We start from the raw sequence: 23,132 nt of genomic DNA, 5'->3' as shown, positions 1-23,132 counted from the left end.
TGCCGGCGTCTTTGGCGTAAATACCGGTCAGCACCTTCATCATGGTGGACTTGCCCGCGCCGTTTTCCCCCACCAACGCCATCACCTTTCCTGGGTAGACGTTCAGCGCCGCGCCGGAAAGCGCCTTAACGCCGGGGAAAGATTTATTAATGCCTTGAAGTTGCAATAAAGGTTGCATAACGGCCTCAGAACGTTACGCCAGCGCAAAGAATGACATTGGCATAGGGGGAACACTCTCCGCTGCGAATGAAGGCCCGGCTTTTTCCACTGTTAAGTTTAAAATCCTCATGGCTGACATAGCGCAGCGCAATCGCGTTTCCCTGGAGTAGCTCAAGCTGTTTTAGCCGTTCGAGCAGCGCCTTGTGAAGCGTCGGATTTTTTTCGACCATCTCTTGCGCCAGAATGGCGGCCTCAACCTGCATTTCACCGACGACGGCCTCCACAACCTGCAAAAATCCGGGAACATTGCGCGTCAACGCCAGATCAATCCGGATGGTCGTATCGGGAATCGGCAGGCCCGCATCGCAGATAACAACCCGATCGGTATGGCCCAAACGGGAAATCACGGAAGAAATATCAGCATTCAGCAATACGCCTTTTTTCATTTTCCACTCCATAGCGAAACGTTTCGCTGATAGCTATTTTAAGAAGAGAAAAGAGAGAAAGGCAAAATGGAGATAGTGGAAATGTGATCGCCATCGAAACGTTTCGTTGGCGAAAAGTAAAAACGGCGGATGTCGGACGGCGATATAAAGTGGGAAAGGGCTGCGAAACATCAGGGATAACAGGGGATAAAGAAGCCCATCCCCTGTATCCCGATCTTAAACGATGGGCATGCGCATTCGCTTACTGGATTTTCTTTACCTGTTTGACATCCAGCTCGGACGAGTTGAAGCCCTTATCAATCTCGCCTTGCAGTTCAACCTTGTCCTGCGGCGTGATGGTTTGTCCATTCCAGTATTTATCATCGATTTCAACCGTGATGCTGCCGGTTTCGTCGCGGAACAGATAATCCTCATCGCCGACGCGCCGTTCGATGCTGCCGCGCAGCGTCACCCAGCTGTCGTCTTTCAGATCTTTGGCTTTCGCAACCGTGGTTACGCTGCCGTTAGGGTCTGAAAACCCGCCCTGGGCAGGCTGCTGTTGCGGCGTTGCGGCGTTCGGATCCAGAAAACCCCCGCCGCTTTGCGCGGCGAAAACCGGGGCGGAACACAGTGCGGCGATAGCAAATAGAGCGGCTGCTTTTTTCATCGATTCGTCTCCTTATTTCTCTTCATTACGGCGCAGTAAAACTGCGCATCGTTAGCGTTTCGCAAGGAGTAAAACAAAATGTTCTTAACAGAATCTTAAGGTTAAAACTTTTTGTCTTATACCCTAAATAATTCGAGTTGCAGGACAAAAATGCCAAAGCGTTTGAGTTTGCTGACAAATCTGTCTGTCAGATCGAGATGCTCCATGGAGGGAGCGAGTAACAAAGCCAACCCACATGCAGCTGGAAGTATGGCGAGTATATTGATCAATACAGAGGAACGCGGCGCGTTTACCGGCGTTCAGGTTGGCGTTCCCGCAGCGTAAACCGTATAACATGCTTAAAGACAATCTAGGTGAACGCCGATGAGAATACTGTTGATAGAAGACGATCGCCTGATCGGCGATGGCCTCAAAGCCGGGTTAACCAAACTCGGTTTCAGCGTCGATTGGTTTATGCAAGGAACAAGCGGAATGGAGGCGCTGGCGGCGGCGCCATATGATGCGGTTATTCTTGATTTAAGCCTGCCGGAAATAGACGGTTTGGCGATCCTGCGTCGTTGGCGCCAAGCCGGGCGCGATGAGCCGGTACTGATCCTCACCGCCCGTGATGCCCTGGAACAGCGCGTTGAGGGATTACAGTCAGGCGCCGACGACTATCTGAGCAAACCCTTCGCGCTGACGGAGGTCGCCGCGCGTCTGCAAGCGCTGATCCGCCGCCGACACGGGCGGCTTCAACCCATATTGACGCACGGCGCCGTATCGCTTGAGCCGGGCGCGCGCGCCGTGACCTTAAACAGTCGGCCGCTGACTCTTAAACCCCGCGAGTTGGCGCTGCTTGAGCTATTTCTGATGAACCCCGGCCGGGTACTGACCCGCGCGCAGCTGGAAGAAAAACTTTATGGCTGGGACGACGACGTATCCAGCAACGCCGTTGAAGTGCATATACATCATCTGCGCAAAAAGCTGGGCGGCGGGTTTATCCGCACCGTACACGGCGTTGGCTATATTCTGGGAGAAACGCCATGAGATCCCTCAGCCTGCGCCTACGGCTGGCCATCGGATTTATTTTGCTGACGTTCATCTGCTGGGGCGCCGCCGGGCTGCTGTCGTGGCATCAAACCCGGCATACGATCAACGAGCTGTTCGATACTCAGCAAATGCTGTTCGCCAAACGACTGGCCGCCATGAACCCCAAAGAGCTGCGCATGGAGGCGCGATCGCTGCCGAAAACCGACAATCTGGCGCGCGAACAGCGCGGCTATCAGGAAGAGGATGCGCTGGCCTTTGCGCTGTTCACCCGCGACGGTCAAATGGTGTTGAGCGATGGCGAGAACGGTAAGGACTTTATTTTCAACTACGTGCGCAACGGCTTTACCGAAGGCAGGCTGCATGACGATGATGATAAATGGCGTATGGTATGGCTGGCGACCGAAGATAACCGACATATCGTCGTCGTCGGACAGGAGTGGGAATACCGCCAGGATAGGGTTTTGGATATTGTAAAAACCAATCTCATGCCTTGGCTGTTCGCACTGCCGGTCATGCTGCTGTTGATGTTCTGGCTGCTCACGCGCGAACTGTCGCCGCTTAAGCTTATCGCCAGACAGCTTAGCCGGCGTCCGCCCGAAGATGACGCGCCGCTCGATACCCGCTCGATACCTAAAGAGGTGCTTCCGCTGGTGAACGAGCTTAACAGCCTATTTATTCGTATCAGCGATATGCTGCTGCGCGAACGCCGCTTCACCTCCGACGCCGCGCATGAGTTACGCAGCCCGCTGGCGGCGCTGAAGGTGCAAACAGAGCTGGCGCTGCTGTCTGACGACGACGAGGCGGTACGCCGTCATGCGCTGGAAAATCTGAATGAGGGAATAGATCGCGCCACGCGGCTGGTGGATCAGTTATTAATCCTTTCCCGGCTGGATTCCGAGTCCTTTGTCGACGAACAGATGCCGGTTTCGCTGCCGTCCCTGCTGCAGCAAATGATTGTCGATCACTACCATAAAGCGCAGGCGGCAGGCATTGAGCTGATGCTGGATATTCCCCAAGAGCCCGTCGTTATCCAGGGAAATCCACTGCTGCTGGCGGTGCTGATCCGCAACCTGCTCGATAACGCCATTCGCTACGGTCGCAAGGGTGGAACGATAAAACTGCAGCTCTCGGCGCGCAATATTCAGATTATCGATGATGGGCCGGGCCTCGACGGCGAGGCGTTGTCGCGGGTCGGCGAACGATTTTTTCGCCCTCCCGGACAAGAAAAATCCGGCAGCGGCCTGGGATTATCCATTGTCCACAATATCGCCCGTCTACACGGCATGCAGGTCAATCTGGCCAACCGCCCCGAAGGCGGGCTGGAGGCATCGTTAAGCTGGTAACGCCGCGCCGCTTAAGCGTTTTGCCGTTTACCAAGAAATTCGGGGATGAGGCAGGAACGCCTCGCCCCGTGTATCTCGATGCTTAAACGATCGGCATTGCGAGCTTAGGCGATAAGCTAATTAAATCTCCACCTGGATACCAAGTTCAATCAGCCGGTTAGGCGGAATTTCAAATTGATCCGCGGCGCGCAGCGCATTACGGCTAAGCGTCATAAACAGCTTGCCGCGCATCCGCAGATACCAGGGGCGCCGCCCCATGGTCAGCGACTCGTTGGACATAAAGAATGAGGTTTCCAGCATTTCGCAGGTTAATCCATCCTGCCAGCAGCGATGAAACACCTCTTCGACATTGGGCGTTTCACGCCAGCCATAGTTGGCAACCACGCGCCAGAATGTCGGCGAAAGCTGTTCCACGGAAACCCGGCGCGCGTTCAGCACATAAGGCGCGTCTTCGGTTTTCATGGTCAGCAGCACCACACGTTCATGCAATATCTTGTTATGTTTAAGATTATGCAAAAGCGCAAACGGAATAACGTGCGTGGCCCGCGACAGATAAACCGCCGTTCCCGGCACTTTTAACGGCGGATTTTTCTCCAGCGACGCAATCATGGCATCCAGCGAATTGCCATGTTCATTCAGGCGCCGCAATAGTCGGAAACGTTCGCTTTTCCAAGTGGTCATGATGATAAACATCACCATTCCCAGCGTCAGCGGCAGCCAGCCGCCGGAAAAAATTTTCACCACGTTGGCTAAAAACATCGGCACATCGATAAACAGTAACCCGATCAGCAATATCCGCACCAGATAGCGGTGCCAGTGCCAGTTGTGTATCGCCACGGTGCAGGACAGGATACTGGTTAACACCATGGTTCCGGTTACGGCGATGCCGTACGCCGCCGCCAAATTGCTCGAGTGTTCAAAACTGACGATCACGATCACCACCGCGACGTACAACAGCCAGTTAATCGCCGGGATATAAATCTGGCCGGACTCCATATCGGAGGTATGGACAATTCGCATGGGCGGAAGATACCCCAGGCGCACCGCCTGACGGGTCAGCGAAAATACGCCGGAAATCACCGCCTGAGAAGCGATAATCGTCGCTAGGGTCGCCAGAACCAGCAATGGAATCAACGCCCAATCGGGAGCCAGCAGAAAGAAGGGGTTTTTTATCGCTTCAGGGTTTTTAAGCAATAGCGCACCCTGACCGAAATAGTTCAGCACCAGCGAGGGGAGAACGACGGTAAACCAGGCCAGCCGAATAGGGAATTTACCGAAGTGCCCCATATCCGCATACAGCGCCTCTACGCCGGTAATGGCCAGAACCACCGCCCCCAGCGCAAAAAACGACACCATTTTATATTCAATAAAGAAATGCACGGCCCACAGGGGATTGAGCGCATGCAATACCTGCGGATTATCAATGATGCTGCGCGCGCCCAGCACCGCCAACGTAAGAAACCAGATCATCATCACCGGGGCAAACAGCTTGCCCACGCTGCCGGTGCCATGCTTTTGAATAACGAACAGTAAGGTCAAAACCACAATCGAGACCGGGACGATATAGTGATCCATGGACGGCGCGGCGATTTCTATCCCCTCTATGGCGGACATCACCGATATCGCCGGGGTGATAACCACTTCGCCGTAGAAGAAACTGCCGCCGATCAGCCCCATAATAACCAGCGCCGACGTTACCCGATAGGAGGTGTTGCGTCCGGCCAGAGACATCAGGGTAAGGATCCCGCCTTCGCCGGCGTTATCGGCCCGCATGACATAGGTCAGATACTTGAGCGAAACCACGATGATCAACAGCCAAAAGATCAAAGAAAGAAAACCAAAGACGGCGTCCGGTTCAACACCAAAACCGAACTGCCCAGATAAGCACTCCCTTAGCGTATAAAGCGGACTGGTTCCGATATCGCCGTAAACCACCCCTATCGCCGCCAGCGTAACCGCCGGAAGCGAACGTTTATGTTCTGAGCTCATAAAACTTATCTTCTATTATCAATCTGTTAGCAAATAAAGGCTGTCAGAATCAGTTCCCCCAAAAACGCACAGTATGCACAAATAGCGGCAAAATCCTATTTTTATATTGTTTACGAAACATCCTGAAAAAGGTCGTTTATTGATTAACCAGCGCAAAGGCGTCGATAATCAGCCTCTTTCTGCTAACAAAAATCTGTGATCTTCCGTTTATTATTAGTATTGTTTTTACGCTGAAGAAATATCGGGAACAATTGATTAATTATGGTGCAATCCGCCACGCTGGCTGAAAGAATTTCGCGCCTCAGCAACGCGCTGGAGCAGGGCCTGTATGAACGGCAGCATGCCATTCGCCTGTGCCTGCTGGCCGCATTAAGCGGAGAAAGCGTTTTTTTGCTGGGGCCGCCGGGCATAGCCAAAAGCATGATCGCCCGACGCCTCAAATTCGCTTTCCGCCATGCCAATGCGTTTGAATACCTGATGACGCGCTTCTCCACGCCCGAAGAGGTGTTCGGTCCGCTGTCTATTCAGGCATTAAAAGATGAAGGCCGGTATCAGCGGTTAACCGAGGGCTATCTGCCGGAAGCGGAGATAGTCTTTCTGGATGAAATCTGGAAAGCGGGGCCCGCCATCCTAAATACCCTGCTGACCGCCATTAACGAACGCCGCTTTCGTAACGGCAATAGCGAAGACCCGATACCAATGCGTCTTCTGGTTACCGCTTCCAACGAGCTGCCCGAAGCGGACGGCAGCCTGGAAGCGCTGTATGACCGCATGCTTATTCGCCTGTGGCTGGATCGGGTGCAGGAGAAACATAATTTCCGCGCCCTCTTGGTCAATAACGGCGGCGCGCATGACAATCCGGTCAGCCCGTCCGTCAGCGTCAGCGATGAAGAGTACCGGCAGTGGCAGAAGGATATTGACCACGTCTCCCTGCCGGAAAGCTGCTTTGAACTGATTTATCAGCTACGCCAGAAGCTCGACGCCATAGAGAAGGCGCCCTATATCTCCGACCGGCGCTGGAAAAAAGCGCTGCGCTTACTCCAGGCCTGCGCGTTTTTCAGCGGGCGGGAAAGCATCGCCCCGGTTGACATTATTCTGCTGAAAGATTGCCTCTGGCACGACAGAGACAGCTTAATACTGATAGAGCAACAGCTCGAACAGCTGATGACCGAGCAAGCCTATCAACAAAAGAGCCTGCTGTTTCGTTTACAGCAGTTAAATATGAAGCGTCAGCAGTACCAGATTCAGCAGAGCGAATTACAGGCGCTGACGCTGGAAAGGCACGGCCATCTGCTGGGGCGGAAATTCCACTATACGCTGCCGGAAACGCTAAGCGCGGATTCGATCGGCCTGGTTTTACAGCGGCCGTTGGTGCTCAACGACATTAACGTCACCCATCTGGCTATAGATAAAACCGCCCTGCAAACCTGGCTGCAAAAAGGGGGAGAAATTCGCGGCAAGCTGAATGGCATCGGTTTTACCCAGCGCCTGGATCTGGCGGTGGACGATCGCGGACATCTGACTATCCGCGATATCAGCCTGCAATCCTCCATCCTTTCGCTGCCGGAAAAACGCGACGCCGCCCTACCGGCCGAAATTCTGGATGAGTATGAAAATCTGACGGTTCAACTACGTGAACAGCGGCGTTTATTTAATCAGCATCAGCCCTGCCTGTTCGTGCCCGGAGAGTGGCTGGCAAAGATCGAGTCCAGTCTGCAACATGTCGCTGAACAGATTCAGCAATCAGAACGGGATTAAAGCCGATGATTACGCTGGAATCGCTGGAGATACTGCTGTCGATAGACGAAAACGAACTATTGGACGATATGGTGGTGACGCTTTTGGCTACCCCGCAGTTGGCCGTTTTCTTTGAAAAATCCCCCAGCCTGAAATCCGCGCTGCTTAACGATATCCCTAACTGGAAGGAAAATTTAAAGCAGCGCCTGCGCACTACCCAGGCGCCGCCGGAGCTGGAAACGGAATTCAGCTGTTATCAACGCGCGCAGGCGGCGGACCATCAGGCCTTCCAGACGCGGCTGCCGCGGATAATGGAGATGCTGAACAGCATCGAATCGCCGTTTTTAACCCAGGCCGATCGGCTGATACGCCAGCCGGAGCCGACTCTGGGACAAAAAATCAGCAGCGGATTGCACGCGCTGTTCCTGCAACGCTGGCGGCTGAGCCTGACGCTGCAAACCGTTTCCCTGCACCAGCAGATAATGGAGCAGGAACGGGAAATTCTGCTCGATGAGCTACAGCAGCGATTGACGCTGAGCGGCAAGCTGGAGCCCATTCTGGCCGAAAATGAGCATGCGGCGGGACGTTTGTGGGATCTCAGCGCCGGGCAGTTGCGCCCCACCGACAGCCAGGTAGTGGTGGATTTCGGCGCCTTTCTGCAGCGACAACCCGCGTTGCAGCGTCTGGCCGAACGATTGGGACGCAGCCGGGAGACAAAATCGATCCTCAGCCAGGACGCGCCCAAAGAGACGTTCAGGGTGACGATCCGTGAGCCGGAAACCGTACCGGAACAGGTCAGCGGCATCCACCAAAGCGACGACATTCTGCGCCTGCTGCCGGTGGAGATGGCTTCCATGAATAGCGTCGAACTGGAATACGAGTTCTACCGCCGGCTGCTGGAACATCGGCTGTTAACCTACCGTTTGCAGGGCGATAGCTGGCGCGAAAAGGTCAGCGAGCGGCCGGTTATCCATCAACAAAACGAACAACAGCCGCGCGGCCCGTTTATCGTCTGCGTCGACACGTCGGGCTCCATGGGCGGGTTTAACGAGCGCTGCGCCAAAGCCTTTTGTCTGGCGCTGATGCGCGTCGCGCTGGCCGACAACCGCCGCTGCCACATCATGCTGTTTTCCACCGGCATTGTGAGATACGAACTGACTTCCGCCGATGGATTAGAGCAGGCGATACGCTTTCTCAGCCGCTCTTTTCGCGGCGGCACCGATATGAGCGCCTGTCTGTCCGCGCTGCTGGAGCAGATGGATGACGCGCGCTGGCATGACGCCGACGCCGTGGTGATTTCTGATTTTATCGCCCAGCGGCTGCCGGACGAGGTGGTCAACGAGGTGAAGAGGCGCCAGAAACGGCTGCAGCATCGTTTTCACGCCGTAGCGATGTCCGATCACGGCAAGCCCGGCATCATGCGCATCTTCGACCATATCTGGCGTTTTGATACCGGGTTGAAAAGCCGCCTGATGCGCCGCTGGCAGCGCGTTCAGACGGATTAAAGCAGGCCGGGAACCGATTCGCGCAGCGACTGCGGCCAAACGCCGCACTGAACCTGACCGATATGCGGCAACTGCAGCAGCAGCATCACCAGACGGGACTGGCCGATTCCTCCGCCGATCGTTTGCGGAATCTCGCCGCGCAGCAGCGCCTGGTGCCACTCCAGCTTCAGGCGGTCCTCATCCTGCGTCAGCGCCAGCTGGCGTTTTAGCGCTTCGCCATCCACGCGAATGCCCATTGACGAAATTTCAAAGGCATCGTTGAGAAGCGGATTCCACACCACGATATCGCCGTTCAGTCCGGCCAGCCCCTGTTCGCCCGGCGTGCTCCAATCGTCATAATCCGGCGCGCGCACGTCGTGGGCCTGCCCGTCGGACAGCTTGCCGCCGATGCCCATCAGGAAAACCGCGCCCAGTTCTTTAGCGATCGCTCGCTCACGGCCTTTGGCATCCAGTTCGGGATAGCGCGCCAGCAGCGTTTCGCTATGGACAAAGTGAATCTGCTCCGGCAGGAACGGCTGAATGCCAAAAGCCTGGCGCACCGCGGCCTCGGTCGCTTTAATGCCCTGATAAATCCGCGTTACCGTAGCTTTCAGATAACCGATATGGCGATCGCCGTCGCCCATCACGCGCTCCCAGTCCCACTGATCGACATAAACCGAGTGGATCGGGCTCAAACGATCTTCATCAGGACGCAGCGCCTTCATATGGGTGTAGATCCCCTCGCCGCAGCTAAAATCATAGGCGCCCAGCGTCTTACGCTTCCACTTCGCCAGCGAGTGGACTACCTCGAAGGTAGCATCCGGCAGCGCTTTAACCTTAACCTGCACCGCTTTTTCCGTACCGGATAAGTTATCCTGCGTGCCATCGCCGACGCGGCTGAGAATCGGCGCCTGAACTTCAATCAGCCCCAGAAGCTGTTCCAACTGGCTGGAGAAAAAAGATTTAACAAAGCTGATTTGCCGCTGTTTTTCGATATATTGCTGTTTCATTGCCGCATCTCTATTAAGCGTATTTAGTTATTTATTAAGCAATACAATCCGTCAGTCATTCAATAATCTTATGGATAAATTGCGCTTGCTGTTTTAATTCGTCATTTTATAACGGTATAAAATCATTATTCGATAAAATCGGAGGTTCAAAGTGGCTGAAATTTATCAGATCGATAATCTCGATCGCGGCATTCTTTCCGCTCTAATGGAAAATGCGCGCACCCCCTATGCCGAACTGGCGAAGCAATTTTCCGTCAGCCCGGGAACCATCCATGTGCGGGTAGAAAAGATGAAACAGGCGGGAATCATTATGGGCACCCGGCTGGATGTCAGCCCGAAACGGCTAGGGTATGACGTCTGCTGCTTTATCGGCATCATTCTGAAAAGCGCGAAGGACTATCCGTCGGCGCTGGAAAAGTTGAACAACCTGGAAGAAGTGGTGGAAGCCTATTACACCACCGGCCACTACAGTATTTTTATTAAGGTCATGTGCCGCGATATCGACTCCCTGCAACACGTACTTATCAACAAGATCCAAACCATTGATGAAATACAGTCCACGGAAACGCTGATCTCCCTGCAAAACCCCATCATGCGGACGATCGCACCCTAATCCTATTTATCTATACCCCTATTATCCACAGGTAGATCCCAGCCTGATCACAGCGTACAATGTCCCGTCTTTTCTCAGATGGGATCCGGTATGGCAGATATAACGCTAATCAGCGGCAGTACTTTGGGCAGCGCCGAATATGTGGCGGAGCACCTGGCTGAACGCCTTGAAAAGGAAAACTTCTCGACCGAAATGCTGCATGGCCCAGAGCTGAATGAACTGCCGGATAGCGGTTTATGGCTGGTGGTGACCTCGACCCACGGCGCGGGCGAGCTGCCGGAAAATCTGCAGCCGTTGTTCGAGCAGTTGGAGCGGCAGAAACCCGATCTTTCCCAAGTGCGTTTCGGCGCGATCGGCATCGGCAGCAGAGAGTACGATACCTTTTGCGGCGCGATCCTGACCGTGGATCGCGTTCTCGGCCAACTCGGAGCCCAAAGGATCGGAGACGTACTGCGGATCGACATTACCCAGCATGAAATCCCGGAGGATCCCGCCGAAGAATGGTTGGGATCCTGGGTTAATTTACTCAAATAAGGCGAAATATTCAGCGGTTGAATGTGGATAACTATGCTTTTTTCAGGTGTAAAACCGGTAGTTATCCCAATAACAAGCGCTGTTTGTTTTTTACCCTGTGCACAACTAGCCATATAGATCCCAGCTTATACGATGCGGGATCACCGATCATTCACAACTAATGATCCTTCTTATTTAATTGATCATTAATAAGAAAAATCACTTATCCACAACGATCGACGATCCTAATAAGAGATCTAATAAAGAGATCTTTAAATAAAAAAGATCTTTCTTTAATTAGCCGCGATCCAACGCGCTTGGTCGTTTGCATAAAGTTGAGTAGAATCCACCTCCCCAGAGCCAGTAACGATCGTTCGCAACTATTCATTCGCAACAATGCGAGGAGCAGTACCATGTTTTATCCAGATCCTTTTGACGTCATCGTAATCGGTGGCGGTCATGCAGGCACCGAAGCGGCAATGGCTTCCGCCCGCATGGGACGACAGACCCTTCTGCTGACACATAATATTGATACGCTTGGACAAATGTCTTGCAACCCGGCGGTGGGCGGTATCGGGAAAGGTCATCTGGTTAAAGAGATCGATGCCATGGGCGGGTTGATGGCGCGCGCCGTCGACCAGGCGGGCATCCAGTTTAGAATACTAAACATCAGCAAAGGCCCCGCGGTACGCGCCACTCGCGCCCAGGCGGATCGCGTCCTCTATCGGCAGGCGATCCGTACGGCGCTGGAGAACCAGCCCAACCTGATGATCTTTCAGCAGGCGGTGGACGATCTCATTGTTGAAAACGATCGTGTGGTCGGCGTCGTTACCCAGATGGGGCTGAAGTTCCGCGCAAAAACCGTCGTATTGACCGTCGGGACCTTCCTTGACGGCAAGATTCATATCGGACTGGATAATTACAGCGGCGGACGCGCCGGCGATCCGCCGTCCATTCCGCTGGCGCGCCGTCTGCGTGAGCTGCCGCTGCGGGTTAATCGCCTGAAAACCGGTACGCCGCCGCGGATTGACGCCAGAACCATTGATTTTAGCGTACTGAAACAGCAGCATGGCGACGATCCCATGCCGGTGTTCTCCTTCCTGGGACAGGCAAGCCAGCATCCGGCGCAGATGCCTTGTTATATCACCCATACCAATGAAAAAACCCATGAGGCGATCCGCAATAATCTGGATCGCAGCCCGATGTATGCCGGGATCATCGAAGGCGTCGGCCCGCGCTACTGCCCTTCTATCGAAGATAAAGTCATGCGTTTCGCCGATCGCGACTCGCACCAGATTTTTTTGGAGCCGGAAGGGCTGACCAGCAATGAGATCTACCCCAACGGCATTTCAACCAGCCTGCCGTTCGATGTGCAGTGGCAAATCGTCCGTTCCATGACCGGAATGGAAAACGCGCGTATCGTTCGCCCTGGCTATGCCATTGAGTATGATTTCTTCGATCCCCGCGACTTAAAAAACACTCTGGAGAATAAATTCATCCACGGATTGTTCTTCGCGGGCCAGATCAACGGCACCACCGGTTATGAAGAAGCCGCGGCCCAGGGGATGCTGGCCGGCTTAAATGCCGCCCGCCTGGCGTTTGAACAGGAAGGATGGTCGCCGCGCCGCGATCAGGCCTATCTGGGCGTGCTGGTGGACGATCTCTGTACGCTGGGAACCAAAGAGCCTTACCGTATGTTCACTTCCCGCGCCGAATATCGCCTGATGCTGCGCGAAGACAACGCCGACCTGCGCTTAACCGAAATAGGCCGCAAGTTGGGAATGGTGGACGATTATCGCTGGGCGCGCTTTAACGAAAAGCTGGAGAGCATTGAGAAAGAGCGCCAGCGTTTACGCGATATCCGCATCCATCCGCAATCGGAGCTGCTGGAGCAGGTCAATGCGTTGCTGAAGACGCCGCTTTCGCGCGAGTCGAACGGCGAGGAGCTGCTGCGCCGTCCCGAAGTGGACTACGCCATGCTCACCAAACTGCCGCTATTCGCTCCGGCGTTGGCGGACGAACAGGCGGCCGAACAGGTTGAAATTCAGGTTAAATACGAAGGGTATATCGCCCGTCAGCAGGAAGAGATCGAAAAGCAGCTGCGTAACGAGAACACGTTGCTGCCCGCTGAGCTGGATTACCGTCAGGTCAACGGCCTGTCCAATGAGGTGATAGCCAAACTTAACGATCACAAACCCGGCTCCATCGGCCAGGCTTCGCGCATTTCAGGCATTACGCCGGCTGCGATCTCCATTCTGCTGGTGTGGCTGAAAAAACAGGGCCTGATGCGCCGCAGCGCGTGAGTTGAGGCTAGGTTATTTCGGAGACGGGCCGGAACGCCTGTCTCCGCGCTGATATTCACATACATAATTCCAGGATCTTATTGTGCGTAATACTCTCGATCATCTGCTTAACGCCGCCGGTATTGTGATTTCTGATAGGCAAAAAGGCTTATTAATACACTATGTCGAGATGCTGAATAAGTGGAACAAAGCCTATAATCTGACCTCCGTTCGCGTGCCCGAGCAGATGCTTGTCAGGCACATTATGGACAGTATTGTGGTTGAGCCTCATTTGCAGGGGCAGCGTTTTATCGACGTGGGCACCGGGCCGGGATTGCCGGGGATCCCGTTGGCGATAGTCCGTCCCGAGTCGCACTTTACCCTGCTCGACAGCCTGGGAAAACGCGTGCGTTTTCTACGTCAGGCGCAGCATGAATTGCAGCTTGAAAATATTGCGCCGGTACAGAGCCGTGTCGAAGATTTTCCTGCCGATCCCCCCTTTGATGGGATAATCAGCCGGGCCTTCGCTTCTCTGCAGGATATGGTTGAGTGGTGCCGCCATCTTCCGGCGAGGCCGAACGGGCGTTTTTATGCGCTGAAAGGGGTGCTGCCCGAAGAAGAACTCGCCGCATTGCCGCAGGGCGTCGCGTTAGATCGGGTTATTCATTTGTCGGTGCCCGAGCAGGAAGGCGAGCGTCATCTGATTGTGCTTAAACCAAATTAATTTTGCTTTTTATCAAAAAAGTCATAACTAATTACTTCGCTATCCGCGTTTCGTCTCCCTGGTTATGTTGCGCGCGCTCTAATGGTTAACGATCACCAATATTTCACATATATCTGTTTTGCTGTTGAAAGATTTATTTTCATGATGCGGCGGCGCTGATGAAAAAAACGGCGGTGTAAAAAAAATCGGGCCGCCTTCTTTGTTAATTTGGTAAAAGAAAAATATCAAAAATGTCAACAGATGGTTTATGCGATGTTTGCCGCTGATTTTCGATAAAGATTTTTTTAACTAATTGAATCTAAAAAATATAAATAGCTTTCTTTGCTAAAGACAACAAATGACGCTATCCGCTATAAGATGTTAAAAAGCGCGTTTATGTGAGTCGTGTCACATCTTGAATATCTTTAGAAATTAATTGAAATACATCGATGCGACTATGGTTATTAGCGAAAATGACGTTCTGGAAAGAAATTTAAATAATTGTTCACCTTTTCGCTACTTATCGATTGAATTCGCAGGTATGACCCGTATAATTTGCTCGTTTTTTGCTGCTTGACTCAGGCGTTCAAAGGCAGTTTTATACGTCTTCAGCATGCCTCTGAAAGGTACGGAGAAAGCAAACGTTATGTCTGTGCCCCTTTACAGCGGAAGGGCGGCTTTGAGGCTGCTGTTATGGCAGTTAGCCACGTTTATCCTGTTGAGTTCGGTATTTGCGGCTCGCAGCGCTGAGGCCGGTTTTTCCGCGCTGGGCGGCGGATTGGCAGCCTGGTTGCCGAACGTCTTGTTTGTGCTGTTTACCTTGCGTCATCAGTCGAATAAACCAGCGGATGGACGCGTTGCCTGGTCGTTTGCCATTGGTGAGGCGCTTAAGGTATTTATCACCATTGCTCTATTGGTGGTAGCGTTAGGGATGTTCAAAGCGGCTTTTTTCCCGCTTGGCCTGACTTATTTATCGGTGCTGGTTATGCAGATAGTGGCACCGGCCGTCGTTAACCGTTACCGTAATTAACAACAAAAGGGTAAGAGACATCATGTCTGCATCAGGAGAAATCTCTACTCCTCAAGAGTATATCGGTCACCACCTGACACACTTACAGGTGGGAACGGGGTTCTGGTCGATCAACATCGACTCGATGTTTTTCTCTATCGCTCTTGGGATCCTCTTTCTGGTTATCTTCCGTCAGGTCGCCAAAAAAGCGACCAGCGGCGTGCCGGGCAAATTGCAAACGGCCGTCGAGCTGATTATCGGCTTCGTCGATAGCAGCGTGCGCGATATGTATCATGGCAAAAGCAAGCTGGTCGCCCCCTTGGCGCTGACCATTTTCGTCTGGGTGTTCCTGATGAACTTGATGGATTTGCTGCCCATCGATTTTCTGCCGCGGATATGGGCCGGTATTTATGGCGCTCTCGGCCACGATCCGGCGCACGCCTATCTGCGCGTGGTGCCGTCTGCCGACGTGAATATCACCCTCTCTATGGCGCTCGGCGTTTTCATTCTTATCCTGTTCTACAGCATTAAAATGAAGGGTGTCGGCGGGTTCGTGAAAGAACTGACCATGCAACCGTTTAATCATCCAGTATTTATTCCTATCAACCTGATTCTTGAAGGTGTCAGCCTGCTGTCTAAACCGGTTTCCCTTGGTTTACGACTGTTTGGCAACATGTATGCGGGTGAGTTGATCTTCATCCTGATTGCCGGCCTGCTGCCGTGGTGGTCACAATGGGTGTTGAATGTGCCTTGGGCCATTTTCCACATTTTGATTATTACGCTTCAGGCTTTTATTTTCATGGTTCTGACGGTTGTTTATCTCTCGATGGCATCTGAAGAGCATTGATTTTCTTACAACACAATAACGTTTTAACTGAAACAAACTGGAGACTGTCATGGAAAACCTGAGTGTGGATCTGCTGTACATGGCTGCCGCGTTGATGATGGGTTTGGCGGCTATCGGTGCTGCGATCGGTATCGGCATTCTGGGTGGTAAGTTCTTGGAAGGCGCTGCGCGTCAGCCTGACCTGATCCCGCTGCTGCGTACACAGTTCTTTATCGTTATGGGTCTGGTCGACGCCATCCCGATGATTGCTGTTGGTCTGGGGCTGTATGTGATGTTTGCGGTGGCCTAAGCAGGCGTGTTTTCTGCTGGGGTTGATACATCGAACTATTTAACTTTGAAAGAGGCATTGTGCTGTGAATATTAATGCGACAATCCTCGGCCAGGCCATTGCGTTCGTCCTGTTTGTCTGGTTCTGCATGAAGTATGTATGGCCGCCGATTATGGCAGCCATCGAAAAACGTCAGAAAGAGATCGCTGACGGTCTGTCTTCTGCTGAACGCGCCAAAAAAGATTTGAACCTGGCGCAGGCCAATGTGACGGATCAACTGAAAAAAGCTAAAGCGGATGCGCAGGTCATCATCGAGCAGGCAAACAAACGCCGCGCTCAGATCCTGGACGAAGCCAAGGTTGAAGCGGAAGCCGAACGCGACAAAATTGTGGCGCAGGCTCAGGCTGAAATTGAAGCTGAACGTAAACGCGCTCGTGAAGAGCTGCGTAAGCAAGTCGCTATGCTGGCTATTGCCGGTGCCGAAAAAATTATCGAACGTTCCGTGGATGAAGCTGCCAACAGCGACATCGTTGATAAACTGGTCGCTGAACTGTAAGGAGGGAGGGGCTGATGTCTGAATTTATCACGGTAGCTCGCCCCTACGCCAAAGCAGCTTTTGACTTTGCGGTTGAGAGTCAGGCCGTTGAACGCTGGCAGACTATGTTGGCGTTTATGGCCGAGGTAGCGAGCAATGAAGAGATTTCCGAGCTGTTGTCCGGTGCTATCGCGCCGACGGAGCTGGCGAAAACTTTCACTGCCGTTTGCGGCGATCAACTTGATGAAGCCGGTCAGAACCTGATTAAGGTGATGGCCGAGAACGGACGTTTACCGGTGCTTCCAGAAGTGCTGGAACAGTTTATTCAACTGAGGGCAGCTCAGGAGTCGACGGTCGATGTCGACGTCGTTTCTGCCAATACGTTGAGTGAGCAGCAGCTAGCGAAGATCGCTGCTGCGATGGAACAACGTCTGTCACGCAAAGTGAAGCTGAATTGCAAAATTGATAAGTCTGTCATGGCCGGCGTGATTATCCGCGCGGGCGATATGGTGATAGATGGCAGCATTCGCGGTCGTCTGGAACGTCTGGCAGACGTCTTGCAGTCTTAAGGGGACTGGAGCATGCAACTGAATTCCACCGAAATCAGCGAACTGATCAAGCAGCGCATTGCTCAGTTCAATGTAGTGAGCGAAGCTCACAATGAAGGTACCATTGTTTCCGTCAGCGACGGGATCATCCGTATTCACGGCCTTGCCGACGTGATGCAGGGGGAGATGATCTCTCTGCCGGGTAACCGTTATGCGATTGCACTGAACCTGGAGCGCGACTCCGTTGGTGCGGTGGTTATGGGTCCGTATTCGGATCTGGCTGAAGGCATGAAGGTAAAATGCACCGGCCGTATTCTTGAAGTGCCGGTTGGTCGCGGTCTGCTGGGGCGCGTCGTTAACACGCTGGGCGCGCCGATTGACGGCAAAGGCCCGCTGGATCACGATGGTTTCTCCGCGGTTGAAGCGATTGCGCCCGGCGTTATCGAGCGTCAATCCGTCGATCAGCCGGTTCAAACCGGGTATAAATCCGTCGACGCCATGATTCCTATCGGCCGCGGTCAGCGTGAGCTGATCATCGGCGACCGTCAAACCGGTAAAACCGCGTTGGCGATTGACGCCATCATCAACCAGCGCGATTCCGGCATTAAGTGCGTCTACGTGGCCATCGGCCAGAAAGCCTCCACCATTTCCAACGTGGTGCGCAAACTGGAAGAGCACGGCGCGCTGGAAAATACCATCGTGGTGGTCGCTACCGCGTCGGAATCCGCCGCGCTGCAATATCTGGCGCCGTATGCCGGATGCGCCATGGGCGAATATTTCCGCGACCGCGGCGAAGATGCGCTGATTATTTATGATGACCTGTCCAAACAGGCCGTTGCCTATCGTCAGATTTCCCTGCTGCTTCGTCGTCCGCCAGGTCGTGAAGCTTATCCGGGCGACGTTTTCTACCTCCACTCCCGTCTGCTGGAACGCGCCGCGCGCGTCAATGCCGACTACGTTGAGGCGCTCACCAAGGGTGAAGTTAAAGGGAAAACCGGTTCTCTGACCGCGCTGCCGATCATCGAAACCCAGGCGGGCGACGTTTCCGCGTTCGTTCCGACCAACGTAATTTCGATTACCGACGGCCAGATCTTCCTGGAGTCCAACCTGTTCAACGCCGGTATCCGTCCCGCGGTTAACCCGGGGATTTCCGTATCCCGCGTCGGCGGTTCCGCGCAGACCAAGATCATGAAAAAACTGTCCGGCGGCATTCGTACCGCGCTGGCGCAGTATCGTGAACTGGCTGCGTTCTCGCAGTTTGCCTCCGATTTGGATGAAGCCACGCGTAAACAGTTAAGCCACGGTCAGAAAGTCACCGAGCTGCTGAAACAGAAACAGTACGCGCCGATGTCGGTTGCGCAGCAGTCTCTGGTGCTGTTTGCCGCGGAACGCGGTTATCTGGAAGACGTTGAACTGGCGAAAATCGGTAGCTTTGAAGCGGCGCTGCTGGCGTATGCCGATCGCGAGCATGGCGAACTTCTGCAACAAATCGACCAGACTGGCGCTTATAACGATGAGATCGAGGGGAAATTGAAAGGCATCCTCGATACTTTTAAAGCAACCCAGTCCTGGTAACGCCCGGCGGCCTGCTGTAAAGCGGGCCGCAAGGCTTTGAGGAGAAGCAAAGATGGCCGGCGCAAAAGAGATACGTAGTAAGATCGCAAGCGTCCAGAACACGCAGAAGATCACTAAAGCGATGGAGATGGTCGCCGCTTCCAAAATGCGTAAATCGCAGGATCGTATGGCGGCCAGCCGTCCTTATGCAAAAACCATGCGCAATGTGATTGGTCACCTTGCGCTGGGAAATCTGGAATATAAACATCCCTACCTGGAAGAGCGTGACGTTAAGCGCGTTGGGTATCTGGTGGTGTCTACCGACCGCGGCCTGTGCGGCGGGTTGAATATCAACCTGTTCAAAAAGCTGCTGGCGGAGATGAAGTCCTGGAATGAGAAAGGCGTCGATGTCGATTTGGCGCTGATTGGATCCAAGGCGGTCTCCTTTTTCGGTTCGGTAGGCGGAAATATTGTTGCTCAGGTTACCGGCATGGGCGATAACCCCTCTGTGTCGGAATTGATCGGCCCGGTGAAGGTCATGTTGCAAGCCTATGACGAAGGCCGCCTGGACAAGCTGTATATCGTGACTAACAGGTTCGTCAACACGATGTCCCAGGAACCGCTGGTGGTTCAGCTGCTGCCGTTGCCGCCTGCGGATGACGGCGAGCTGAAGAAAAAATCCTGGGATTATCTGTATGAACCCGATCCTAAGTCGCTGCTGGATATCCTGCTGCGCCGCTATGTGGAGTCTCAGGTTTATCAGGGCGTCGTAGAAAACCTGGCCAGTGAGCAAGCCGCCCGCATGGTTGCGATGAAAGCCGCGACCGACAATGGCGGCAGCCTGATCAAAGAGCTGCAGTTGGTATACAACAAGGCTCGTCAGGCCAGCATCACCCAGGAACTCACTGAAATCGTCGGGGGCGCCTCCGCGGTTTAAACCAGGTTTACGAATTACGTAGAGGATTCAAGATGGCTACTGGAAAGATTATCCAGGTAATCGGCGCCGTGGTGGACGTCGAGTTCCCGCAAGATGCCGTACCGAAAGTGTACGATGCGCTTGAGGTAAAGAACGGTGCTGAAAAACTGGTGCTGGAAGTGCAGCAGCAGTTGGGCGGCGGCGTTGTTCGCTGTATCGCGATGGGGTCTTCCGACGGTCTGCGTCGCGGGTTGGATGTAACTAACCTGGAACACCCGATTGAAGTACCGGTTGGTAAGGCAACGCTGGGTCGCATCATGAACGTACTGGGCGATCCGGTTGATATGAAAGGCGATATCGGCGAAGAAGAGCGTTGGGCGATTCACCGCGCGGCGCCAAGCTATGAAGAGCTGTCCAACTCACAGGAACTGCTGGAAACCGGCATCAAGGTTATCGACCTGATGTGCCCATTTGCCAAAGGCGGTAAAGTCGGCCTGTTCGGCGGCGCCGGCGTGGGTAAAACCGTAAACATGATGGAGTTGATCCGTAACATCGCTATCGAACACTCCGGTTATTCCGTGTTTGCCGGCGTGGGCGAACGTACCCGTGAAGGTAACGACTTCTATCATGAAATGACCGAATCCAACGTACTGGATAAAGTATCGCTGGTGTACGGCCAGATGAACGAGCCGCCGGGCAACCGTCTGCGCGTGGCGCTGACCGGTCTGACCATGGCGGAAAAATTCCGTGAAGAAGGGCGTGACGTACTGCTGTTCGTCGATAACATTTATCGTTATACCCTGGCCGGTACCGAAGTTTCCGCGCTGTTGGGACGTATGCCTTCGGCGGTAGGTTATCAGCCGACGCTGGCGGAAGAGATGGGTGTGCTGCAAGAACGTATCACCTCCACCAAAACCGGCTCCATCACCTCCGTTCAGGCGGTTTACGTTCCTGCGGATGACTTGACCGACCCGTCGCCGGCCACCACCTTTGCCCACTTGGACGCAACCGTGGTACTGAGTCGTCAGATCGCTTCTCTGGGGATTTATCCTGCGGTTGACCCGCTGGATTCCACCAGCCGCCAGCTGGATCCGCTGGTTGTCGGTCAAGAGCATTACGACGTTGCCCGTGGTGTGCAGTCTGTTCTGCAGCGTTACCAGGAACTGAAAGATATCATTGCGATCCTGGGTATGGACGAGCTGTCTGAAGACGACAAGCTGGTGGTATCCCGCGCGCGTAAGATTCAGCGCTTCCTGTCGCAACCGTTCTTCGTGGCGGAAGTCTTTACCGGTTCTCCGGGTAAATATGTATCGCTGAAAGATACCATTCGCGGCTTTAAAGGTATCATGGACGGCGAATACGACCACCTGCCGGAGCAGGCGTTCTACATGGTTGGTTCCATTGAAGAAGCAATGGAAAAAGCCAAGAAACTGTAACGCCTTGTAGGAGGGTGATATGGCTGCTATGACTTACCATCTGGATGTCGTTAGTGCGGAACAGGAAATGTTCTCCGGTCTGGTGCAAAAAATCCAGGTAACGGGGAGCGAAGGCGAACTGGGTATTTATCCGGGACACGCGCCGCTGCTCACTGCCATTAAACCCGGAATGGTTCGTATTGTTAAACAGCACGGTGAAGAAGAGTATATCTACCTTTCTGGCGGCATCCTCGAGGTGCAGCCGAACATGGTTACCGTACTGTCGGATACCGCCATCCGTGGGCAGGACCTGGATGAAGCGCGCGCGTTGGAAGCGAAGCGCAAGGCTGAAGAGCATATTCGTAACTCGCATGGCGATGTGGATTACGCTCAGGCTTCCGCCGAGCTGTCGAAAGCCATCGCGAAACTGCGCGTTATCGAACTGACCAAAAAAGCGATGTAACAGATAAGCGTTTGATAAAAAGCCAGTCAGCTTACTTAATGCTGACTGGCTTTTTTTATGGTGGGCTACCCTGCCCGCCCGCCGCAAGCAACGAACGTTGAAAATCGCGCCCGGCGTTTTTTATGTCCGCATGTGGGTAAAAATAGGTAGTAATTCTGTGTTATAACAGGTTTACTTTTACCCATCTATTTTGATTGTCCGCCAATCAGTTTTTCGTCAGGATGCTTATGTCGAACAGCGCAATGAGTGTGGTCATCCTTGCCGCAGGTAAGGGAACCCGCATGTATTCCGATCTCCCCAAAGTTTTGCACCCGTTAGCGGGTAAACCGATGGTTCAGCATGTGATTGATGCGGCGATGGCCATCGGCGCGCGGCATGTTCATCTGGTTTATGGGCACGGGGGAGATTTATTGAAGCATACGCTGTCCGAACCGTCGCTGAACTGGGTGTTGCAGGCGGAACAATTGGGTACGGGACACGCCATGCAGCAGGCGGCGCCCTATTTCGCCGATGATGAAGATATTCTTATGCTGTACGGCGACGTGCCGTTAATCTCGCCGGCAACGCTGCAGCGTCTGTTGCAGGCTAAACCGCAGGGCGGCATCGGGCTGCTGACCGTGCGGTTGGACGATCCGTCTGGCTATGGGCGTATTGTGCGTCAGGATGGCGCGGTCGTCGGCATTGTCGAACATAAAGACGCCAGCGATGAGCAGCGTAAAATTAATGAAATCAATACCGGAATTCTGGTTGCCAACGGCAAGGATTTGAAACGCTGGTTAAGCCTATTGAGTAATGATAATGCGCAGGGCGAGTATTACATCACCGATATTATCGCGTTGGCCGCCGCGGAAGGGCGCAGCGTGGCTGCGGTACACCCGGCGCGCCTAAGCGAAGTTGAAGGGGTGAACAACCGCCTGCAGCTAGCGTCTCTGGAGCGTGTTTACCAGCGCGAACAGGCCGATAAATTATTGCTGGCGGGCGTTATGCTGCTCGATCCGTCGCGCTTTGATCTGCGTGGTGAATTACGCCACGGGCGGGATGTTACTATTGATGCCAACGTTGTGATGGAAGGCCGGGTTCAGCTCGGCGATCGGGTTAAAATCGGCGTGGGCTGCGTGATTAAAAACACGATTATTGGTGATGATTGTGAAATCAGCCCATACTCAGTGCTGGAAGACGCGGCGCTGGAAGCCAGCTGTACCGTCGGACCCTTTGCCCGTCTGCGTCCCGGTGCCGCGCTGGAAGATGGCGCGCACGTCGGCAACTTCGTCGAATTGAAAAAAACCCGTCTGGGCAAGGGGTCGAAAGCCGGCCATCTGAGCTATCTCGGCGATGCGGATATCGGCGCCGGAGTGAATATCGGCGCGGGAACCATTACCTGTAATTATGACGGCGCCAACAAGTATAAAACGATCATCGGCGATGACGTGTTTGTTGGGTCGGATACCCAACTGGTGGCGCCGGTTAAGGTGGCGGCAGGCGCCACTATCGCCGCGGGCACGACGGTAATGAAAGACATCAATGATGCGGAGCTGGTTTATAACCGCAAAGAGCAGAATCGCAAAGCCGGCTGGCAGCGGCCGGTGAAGAAGCGTTAATCGGGTTTTGGCCTTCGCCGTCTGC

Annotated in this window: 23 protein-coding genes; 18 read left to right on the top strand and 5 right to left on the bottom strand. The window is 53.8% G+C overall.

Going from position 1 to position 23,132, the window contains the following annotated elements:
- The 3 genes from VSX58_RS16525 to VSX58_RS16515 all read right to left on the bottom strand — a co-directional run.
- Window positions 1-178 (bottom strand): ATP-binding cassette domain-containing protein (locus tag VSX58_RS16525; RefSeq protein ID WP_327619041.1); only part of this gene is annotated, 178 nt, incomplete at its 3' end.
- A 7-nt stretch (window positions 179-185) separates the two neighbouring features.
- Window positions 186-605, bottom strand: a complete 420-nt coding sequence (gene rbsD, locus VSX58_RS16520; protein WP_327619036.1) for a D-ribose pyranase — start codon at window positions 603-605, stop codon at window positions 186-188.
- Window positions 606-846: 241 nt separating this feature from the next.
- Window positions 847-1,251 (bottom strand): YgiW/YdeI family stress tolerance OB fold protein, encoded by a 405-nt coding sequence (locus VSX58_RS16515; RefSeq protein WP_327619035.1) that lies wholly within the window; start codon window positions 1,249-1,251, stop codon window positions 847-849.
- 363 nt (window positions 1,252-1,614) lie between these two features.
- On the opposite strand from VSX58_RS16515, the gene qseB reads away from it, so the two are divergent.
- Window positions 1,615-2,277 (top strand): quorum sensing response regulator transcription factor QseB, encoded by a 663-nt coding sequence (qseB, locus tag VSX58_RS16510; protein WP_327619034.1) that lies wholly within the window; start codon window positions 1,615-1,617, stop codon window positions 2,275-2,277.
- Window positions 2,274-3,623 carry a quorum sensing histidine kinase QseC gene (qseC, locus tag VSX58_RS16505; RefSeq protein WP_327619033.1) on the top strand — a complete coding sequence of 450 codons (1,350 nt, stop codon included), beginning with the start codon at window positions 2,274-2,276 and terminating at the stop codon, window positions 3,621-3,623. The genes qseB and qseC overlap by 4 nt, the downstream gene beginning before the upstream one ends.
- Before the next feature lie 120 nt (window positions 3,624-3,743).
- Here the strand turns inward: qseC and kup are convergent, their stop codons facing one another.
- The gene (gene kup, locus VSX58_RS16500; protein ID WP_327619032.1) at window positions 3,744-5,612 is read right to left on the bottom strand and encodes a low affinity potassium transporter Kup; all 1,869 of its coding nucleotides are present in this window, start codon (window positions 5,610-5,612) and stop codon (window positions 3,744-3,746) included.
- Window positions 5,613-5,873: 261 nt separating this feature from the next.
- Between kup and ravA the strand changes: the two genes are divergently transcribed.
- Window positions 5,874-7,370 carry an ATPase RavA gene (gene ravA, locus VSX58_RS16495; protein WP_327619031.1) on the top strand — a complete coding sequence of 499 codons (1,497 nt, stop codon included), beginning with the start codon at window positions 5,874-5,876 and terminating at the stop codon, window positions 7,368-7,370.
- 5 nt (window positions 7,371-7,375) lie between these two features.
- On the top strand, window positions 7,376-8,854 hold the full coding sequence (viaA, locus tag VSX58_RS16490; RefSeq protein ID WP_327619030.1) for an ATPase RavA stimulator ViaA: 1,479 nt from the start codon (window positions 7,376-7,378) through the stop codon (window positions 8,852-8,854).
- Here viaA and asnA read toward each other — a convergent pair.
- Window positions 8,851-9,843, bottom strand: coding sequence for an aspartate--ammonia ligase (gene asnA, locus VSX58_RS16485; RefSeq protein ID WP_327619029.1), 993 nt, complete (start codon window positions 9,841-9,843; stop codon window positions 8,851-8,853). The genes viaA and asnA overlap by 4 nt on opposite strands.
- A 151-nt stretch (window positions 9,844-9,994) precedes the next feature.
- Between asnA and asnC the strand changes: the two genes are divergently transcribed.
- The 14 genes from asnC (at window position 9,995) to glmU (ending at window position 23,107) form a co-directional block, all read left to right on the top strand.
- On the top strand, window positions 9,995-10,456 hold the full coding sequence (gene asnC, locus VSX58_RS16480; RefSeq protein WP_327615647.1) for a transcriptional regulator AsnC: 462 nt from the start codon (window positions 9,995-9,997) through the stop codon (window positions 10,454-10,456).
- Between the two features lie 90 nt (window positions 10,457-10,546).
- Window positions 10,547-10,990 (top strand): FMN-binding protein MioC, encoded by a 444-nt coding sequence (gene mioC, locus VSX58_RS16475; protein ID WP_327615646.1) that lies wholly within the window; start codon window positions 10,547-10,549, stop codon window positions 10,988-10,990.
- A 392-nt stretch (window positions 10,991-11,382) separates the two neighbouring features.
- Window positions 11,383-13,272 carry a tRNA uridine-5-carboxymethylaminomethyl(34) synthesis enzyme MnmG gene (gene mnmG, locus VSX58_RS16470; RefSeq protein ID WP_327619028.1) on the top strand — a complete coding sequence of 630 codons (1,890 nt, stop codon included), beginning with the start codon at window positions 11,383-11,385 and terminating at the stop codon, window positions 13,270-13,272.
- Window positions 13,273-13,354: 82 nt separating this feature from the next.
- A complete protein-coding gene (rsmG, locus tag VSX58_RS16465) occupies window positions 13,355-13,975 on the top strand; it encodes a 16S rRNA (guanine(527)-N(7))-methyltransferase RsmG (RefSeq protein ID WP_327619027.1) in 621 nt (206 codons plus the stop codon).
- 625 nt (window positions 13,976-14,600) lie between these two features.
- Complete coding sequence (gene atpI, locus VSX58_RS16460) at window positions 14,601-14,984, top strand: F0F1 ATP synthase subunit I (RefSeq protein WP_327619026.1); 384 nt, start codon at window positions 14,601-14,603, stop codon at window positions 14,982-14,984.
- Between the two features lie 22 nt (window positions 14,985-15,006).
- Complete coding sequence (gene atpB, locus VSX58_RS16455) at window positions 15,007-15,810, top strand: F0F1 ATP synthase subunit A (RefSeq protein ID WP_327615642.1); 804 nt, start codon at window positions 15,007-15,009, stop codon at window positions 15,808-15,810.
- 49 nt (window positions 15,811-15,859) lie between these two features.
- The gene (gene atpE / locus VSX58_RS16450; RefSeq protein WP_005976545.1) at window positions 15,860-16,099 is read left to right on the top strand and encodes a F0F1 ATP synthase subunit C; all 240 of its coding nucleotides are present in this window, start codon (window positions 15,860-15,862) and stop codon (window positions 16,097-16,099) included.
- A 64-nt stretch (window positions 16,100-16,163) separates the two neighbouring features.
- Window positions 16,164-16,634: a F0F1 ATP synthase subunit B gene (gene atpF, locus VSX58_RS16445; protein WP_327615641.1), complete on the top strand. Its 471-nt coding sequence runs from the start codon at window positions 16,164-16,166 to the stop codon at window positions 16,632-16,634.
- Between the two features lie 14 nt (window positions 16,635-16,648).
- Entirely contained in the window at window positions 16,649-17,182 is a 534-nt protein-coding gene (gene atpH / locus VSX58_RS16440) for a F0F1 ATP synthase subunit delta (protein ID WP_327615640.1), read from the top strand.
- A 12-nt stretch (window positions 17,183-17,194) separates the two neighbouring features.
- Window positions 17,195-18,736 (top strand): F0F1 ATP synthase subunit alpha, encoded by a 1,542-nt coding sequence (atpA, locus tag VSX58_RS16435; protein WP_327615639.1) that lies wholly within the window; start codon window positions 17,195-17,197, stop codon window positions 18,734-18,736.
- 52 nt (window positions 18,737-18,788) lie between these two features.
- A complete protein-coding gene (gene atpG, locus VSX58_RS16430) occupies window positions 18,789-19,652 on the top strand; it encodes a F0F1 ATP synthase subunit gamma (RefSeq protein ID WP_327615638.1) in 864 nt (287 codons plus the stop codon).
- A gap of 32 nt (window positions 19,653-19,684) precedes the next feature.
- Window positions 19,685-21,067, top strand: coding sequence for a F0F1 ATP synthase subunit beta (atpD, locus tag VSX58_RS16425; protein ID WP_327615637.1), 1,383 nt, complete (start codon window positions 19,685-19,687; stop codon window positions 21,065-21,067).
- A 28-nt stretch (window positions 21,068-21,095) separates the two neighbouring features.
- Entirely contained in the window at window positions 21,096-21,509 is a 414-nt protein-coding gene (locus VSX58_RS16420; protein WP_327615655.1) for a F0F1 ATP synthase subunit epsilon, read from the top strand.
- A gap of 227 nt (window positions 21,510-21,736) precedes the next feature.
- Window positions 21,737-23,107 (top strand): bifunctional UDP-N-acetylglucosamine diphosphorylase/glucosamine-1-phosphate N-acetyltransferase GlmU, encoded by a 1,371-nt coding sequence (gene glmU, locus VSX58_RS16415; RefSeq protein ID WP_327619025.1) that lies wholly within the window; start codon window positions 21,737-21,739, stop codon window positions 23,105-23,107.
- The last annotated feature ends 25 nt before the right edge of the window (window positions 23,108-23,132 follow it).

The organism is Brenneria populi, assembly GCF_036016195.1.
Classification (GTDB): Bacteria; Pseudomonadota; Gammaproteobacteria; order Enterobacterales; family Enterobacteriaceae; genus Brenneria; species Brenneria populi.
This window is presented reverse-complemented; position numbering and strand designations above follow the sequence as displayed.

Bases quoted from the DNA above. Each gene is read 5' to 3' on its own strand.
- rbsD (WP_327619036.1), bottom strand. From the start codon at position 605: ATGAAAAAAGGCGTATTGCTGAATGCTGATATTTCTTCCGTGATTTCC.
- VSX58_RS16515 (WP_327619035.1), bottom strand. From the start codon at position 1,251: ATGAAAAAAGCAGCCGCTCTATTTGCTATCGCCGCACTGTGTTCCGCC.
- qseB (WP_327619034.1), top strand. From the start codon at position 1,615: ATGAGAATACTGTTGATAGAAGACGATCGCCTGATCGGCGATGGCCTC.
- qseC (WP_327619033.1), top strand. From the start codon at position 2,274: ATGAGATCCCTCAGCCTGCGCCTACGGCTGGCCATCGGATTTATTTTG.
- kup (WP_327619032.1), bottom strand. From the start codon at position 5,612: ATGAGCTCAGAACATAAACGTTCGCTTCCGGCGGTTACGCTGGCGGCG.
- ravA (WP_327619031.1), top strand. From the start codon at position 5,874: ATGGTGCAATCCGCCACGCTGGCTGAAAGAATTTCGCGCCTCAGCAAC.
- viaA (WP_327619030.1), top strand. From the start codon at position 7,376: ATGATTACGCTGGAATCGCTGGAGATACTGCTGTCGATAGACGAAAAC.
- asnA (WP_327619029.1), bottom strand. From the start codon at position 9,843: ATGAAACAGCAATATATCGAAAAACAGCGGCAAATCAGCTTTGTTAAA.
- mioC (WP_327615646.1), top strand. From the start codon at position 10,547: ATGGCAGATATAACGCTAATCAGCGGCAGTACTTTGGGCAGCGCCGAA.
- mnmG (WP_327619028.1), top strand. From the start codon at position 11,383: ATGTTTTATCCAGATCCTTTTGACGTCATCGTAATCGGTGGCGGTCAT.
- atpI (WP_327619026.1), top strand. From the start codon at position 14,601: ATGTCTGTGCCCCTTTACAGCGGAAGGGCGGCTTTGAGGCTGCTGTTA.
- atpB (WP_327615642.1), top strand. From the start codon at position 15,007: ATGTCTGCATCAGGAGAAATCTCTACTCCTCAAGAGTATATCGGTCAC.
- atpE (WP_005976545.1), top strand. From the start codon at position 15,860: ATGGAAAACCTGAGTGTGGATCTGCTGTACATGGCTGCCGCGTTGATG.
- atpH (WP_327615640.1), top strand. From the start codon at position 16,649: ATGTCTGAATTTATCACGGTAGCTCGCCCCTACGCCAAAGCAGCTTTT.
- atpA (WP_327615639.1), top strand. From the start codon at position 17,195: ATGCAACTGAATTCCACCGAAATCAGCGAACTGATCAAGCAGCGCATT.
- atpG (WP_327615638.1), top strand. From the start codon at position 18,789: ATGGCCGGCGCAAAAGAGATACGTAGTAAGATCGCAAGCGTCCAGAAC.
- atpD (WP_327615637.1), top strand. From the start codon at position 19,685: ATGGCTACTGGAAAGATTATCCAGGTAATCGGCGCCGTGGTGGACGTC.
- VSX58_RS16420 (WP_327615655.1), top strand. From the start codon at position 21,096: ATGACTTACCATCTGGATGTCGTTAGTGCGGAACAGGAAATGTTCTCC.
- glmU (WP_327619025.1), top strand. From the start codon at position 21,737: ATGTCGAACAGCGCAATGAGTGTGGTCATCCTTGCCGCAGGTAAGGGA.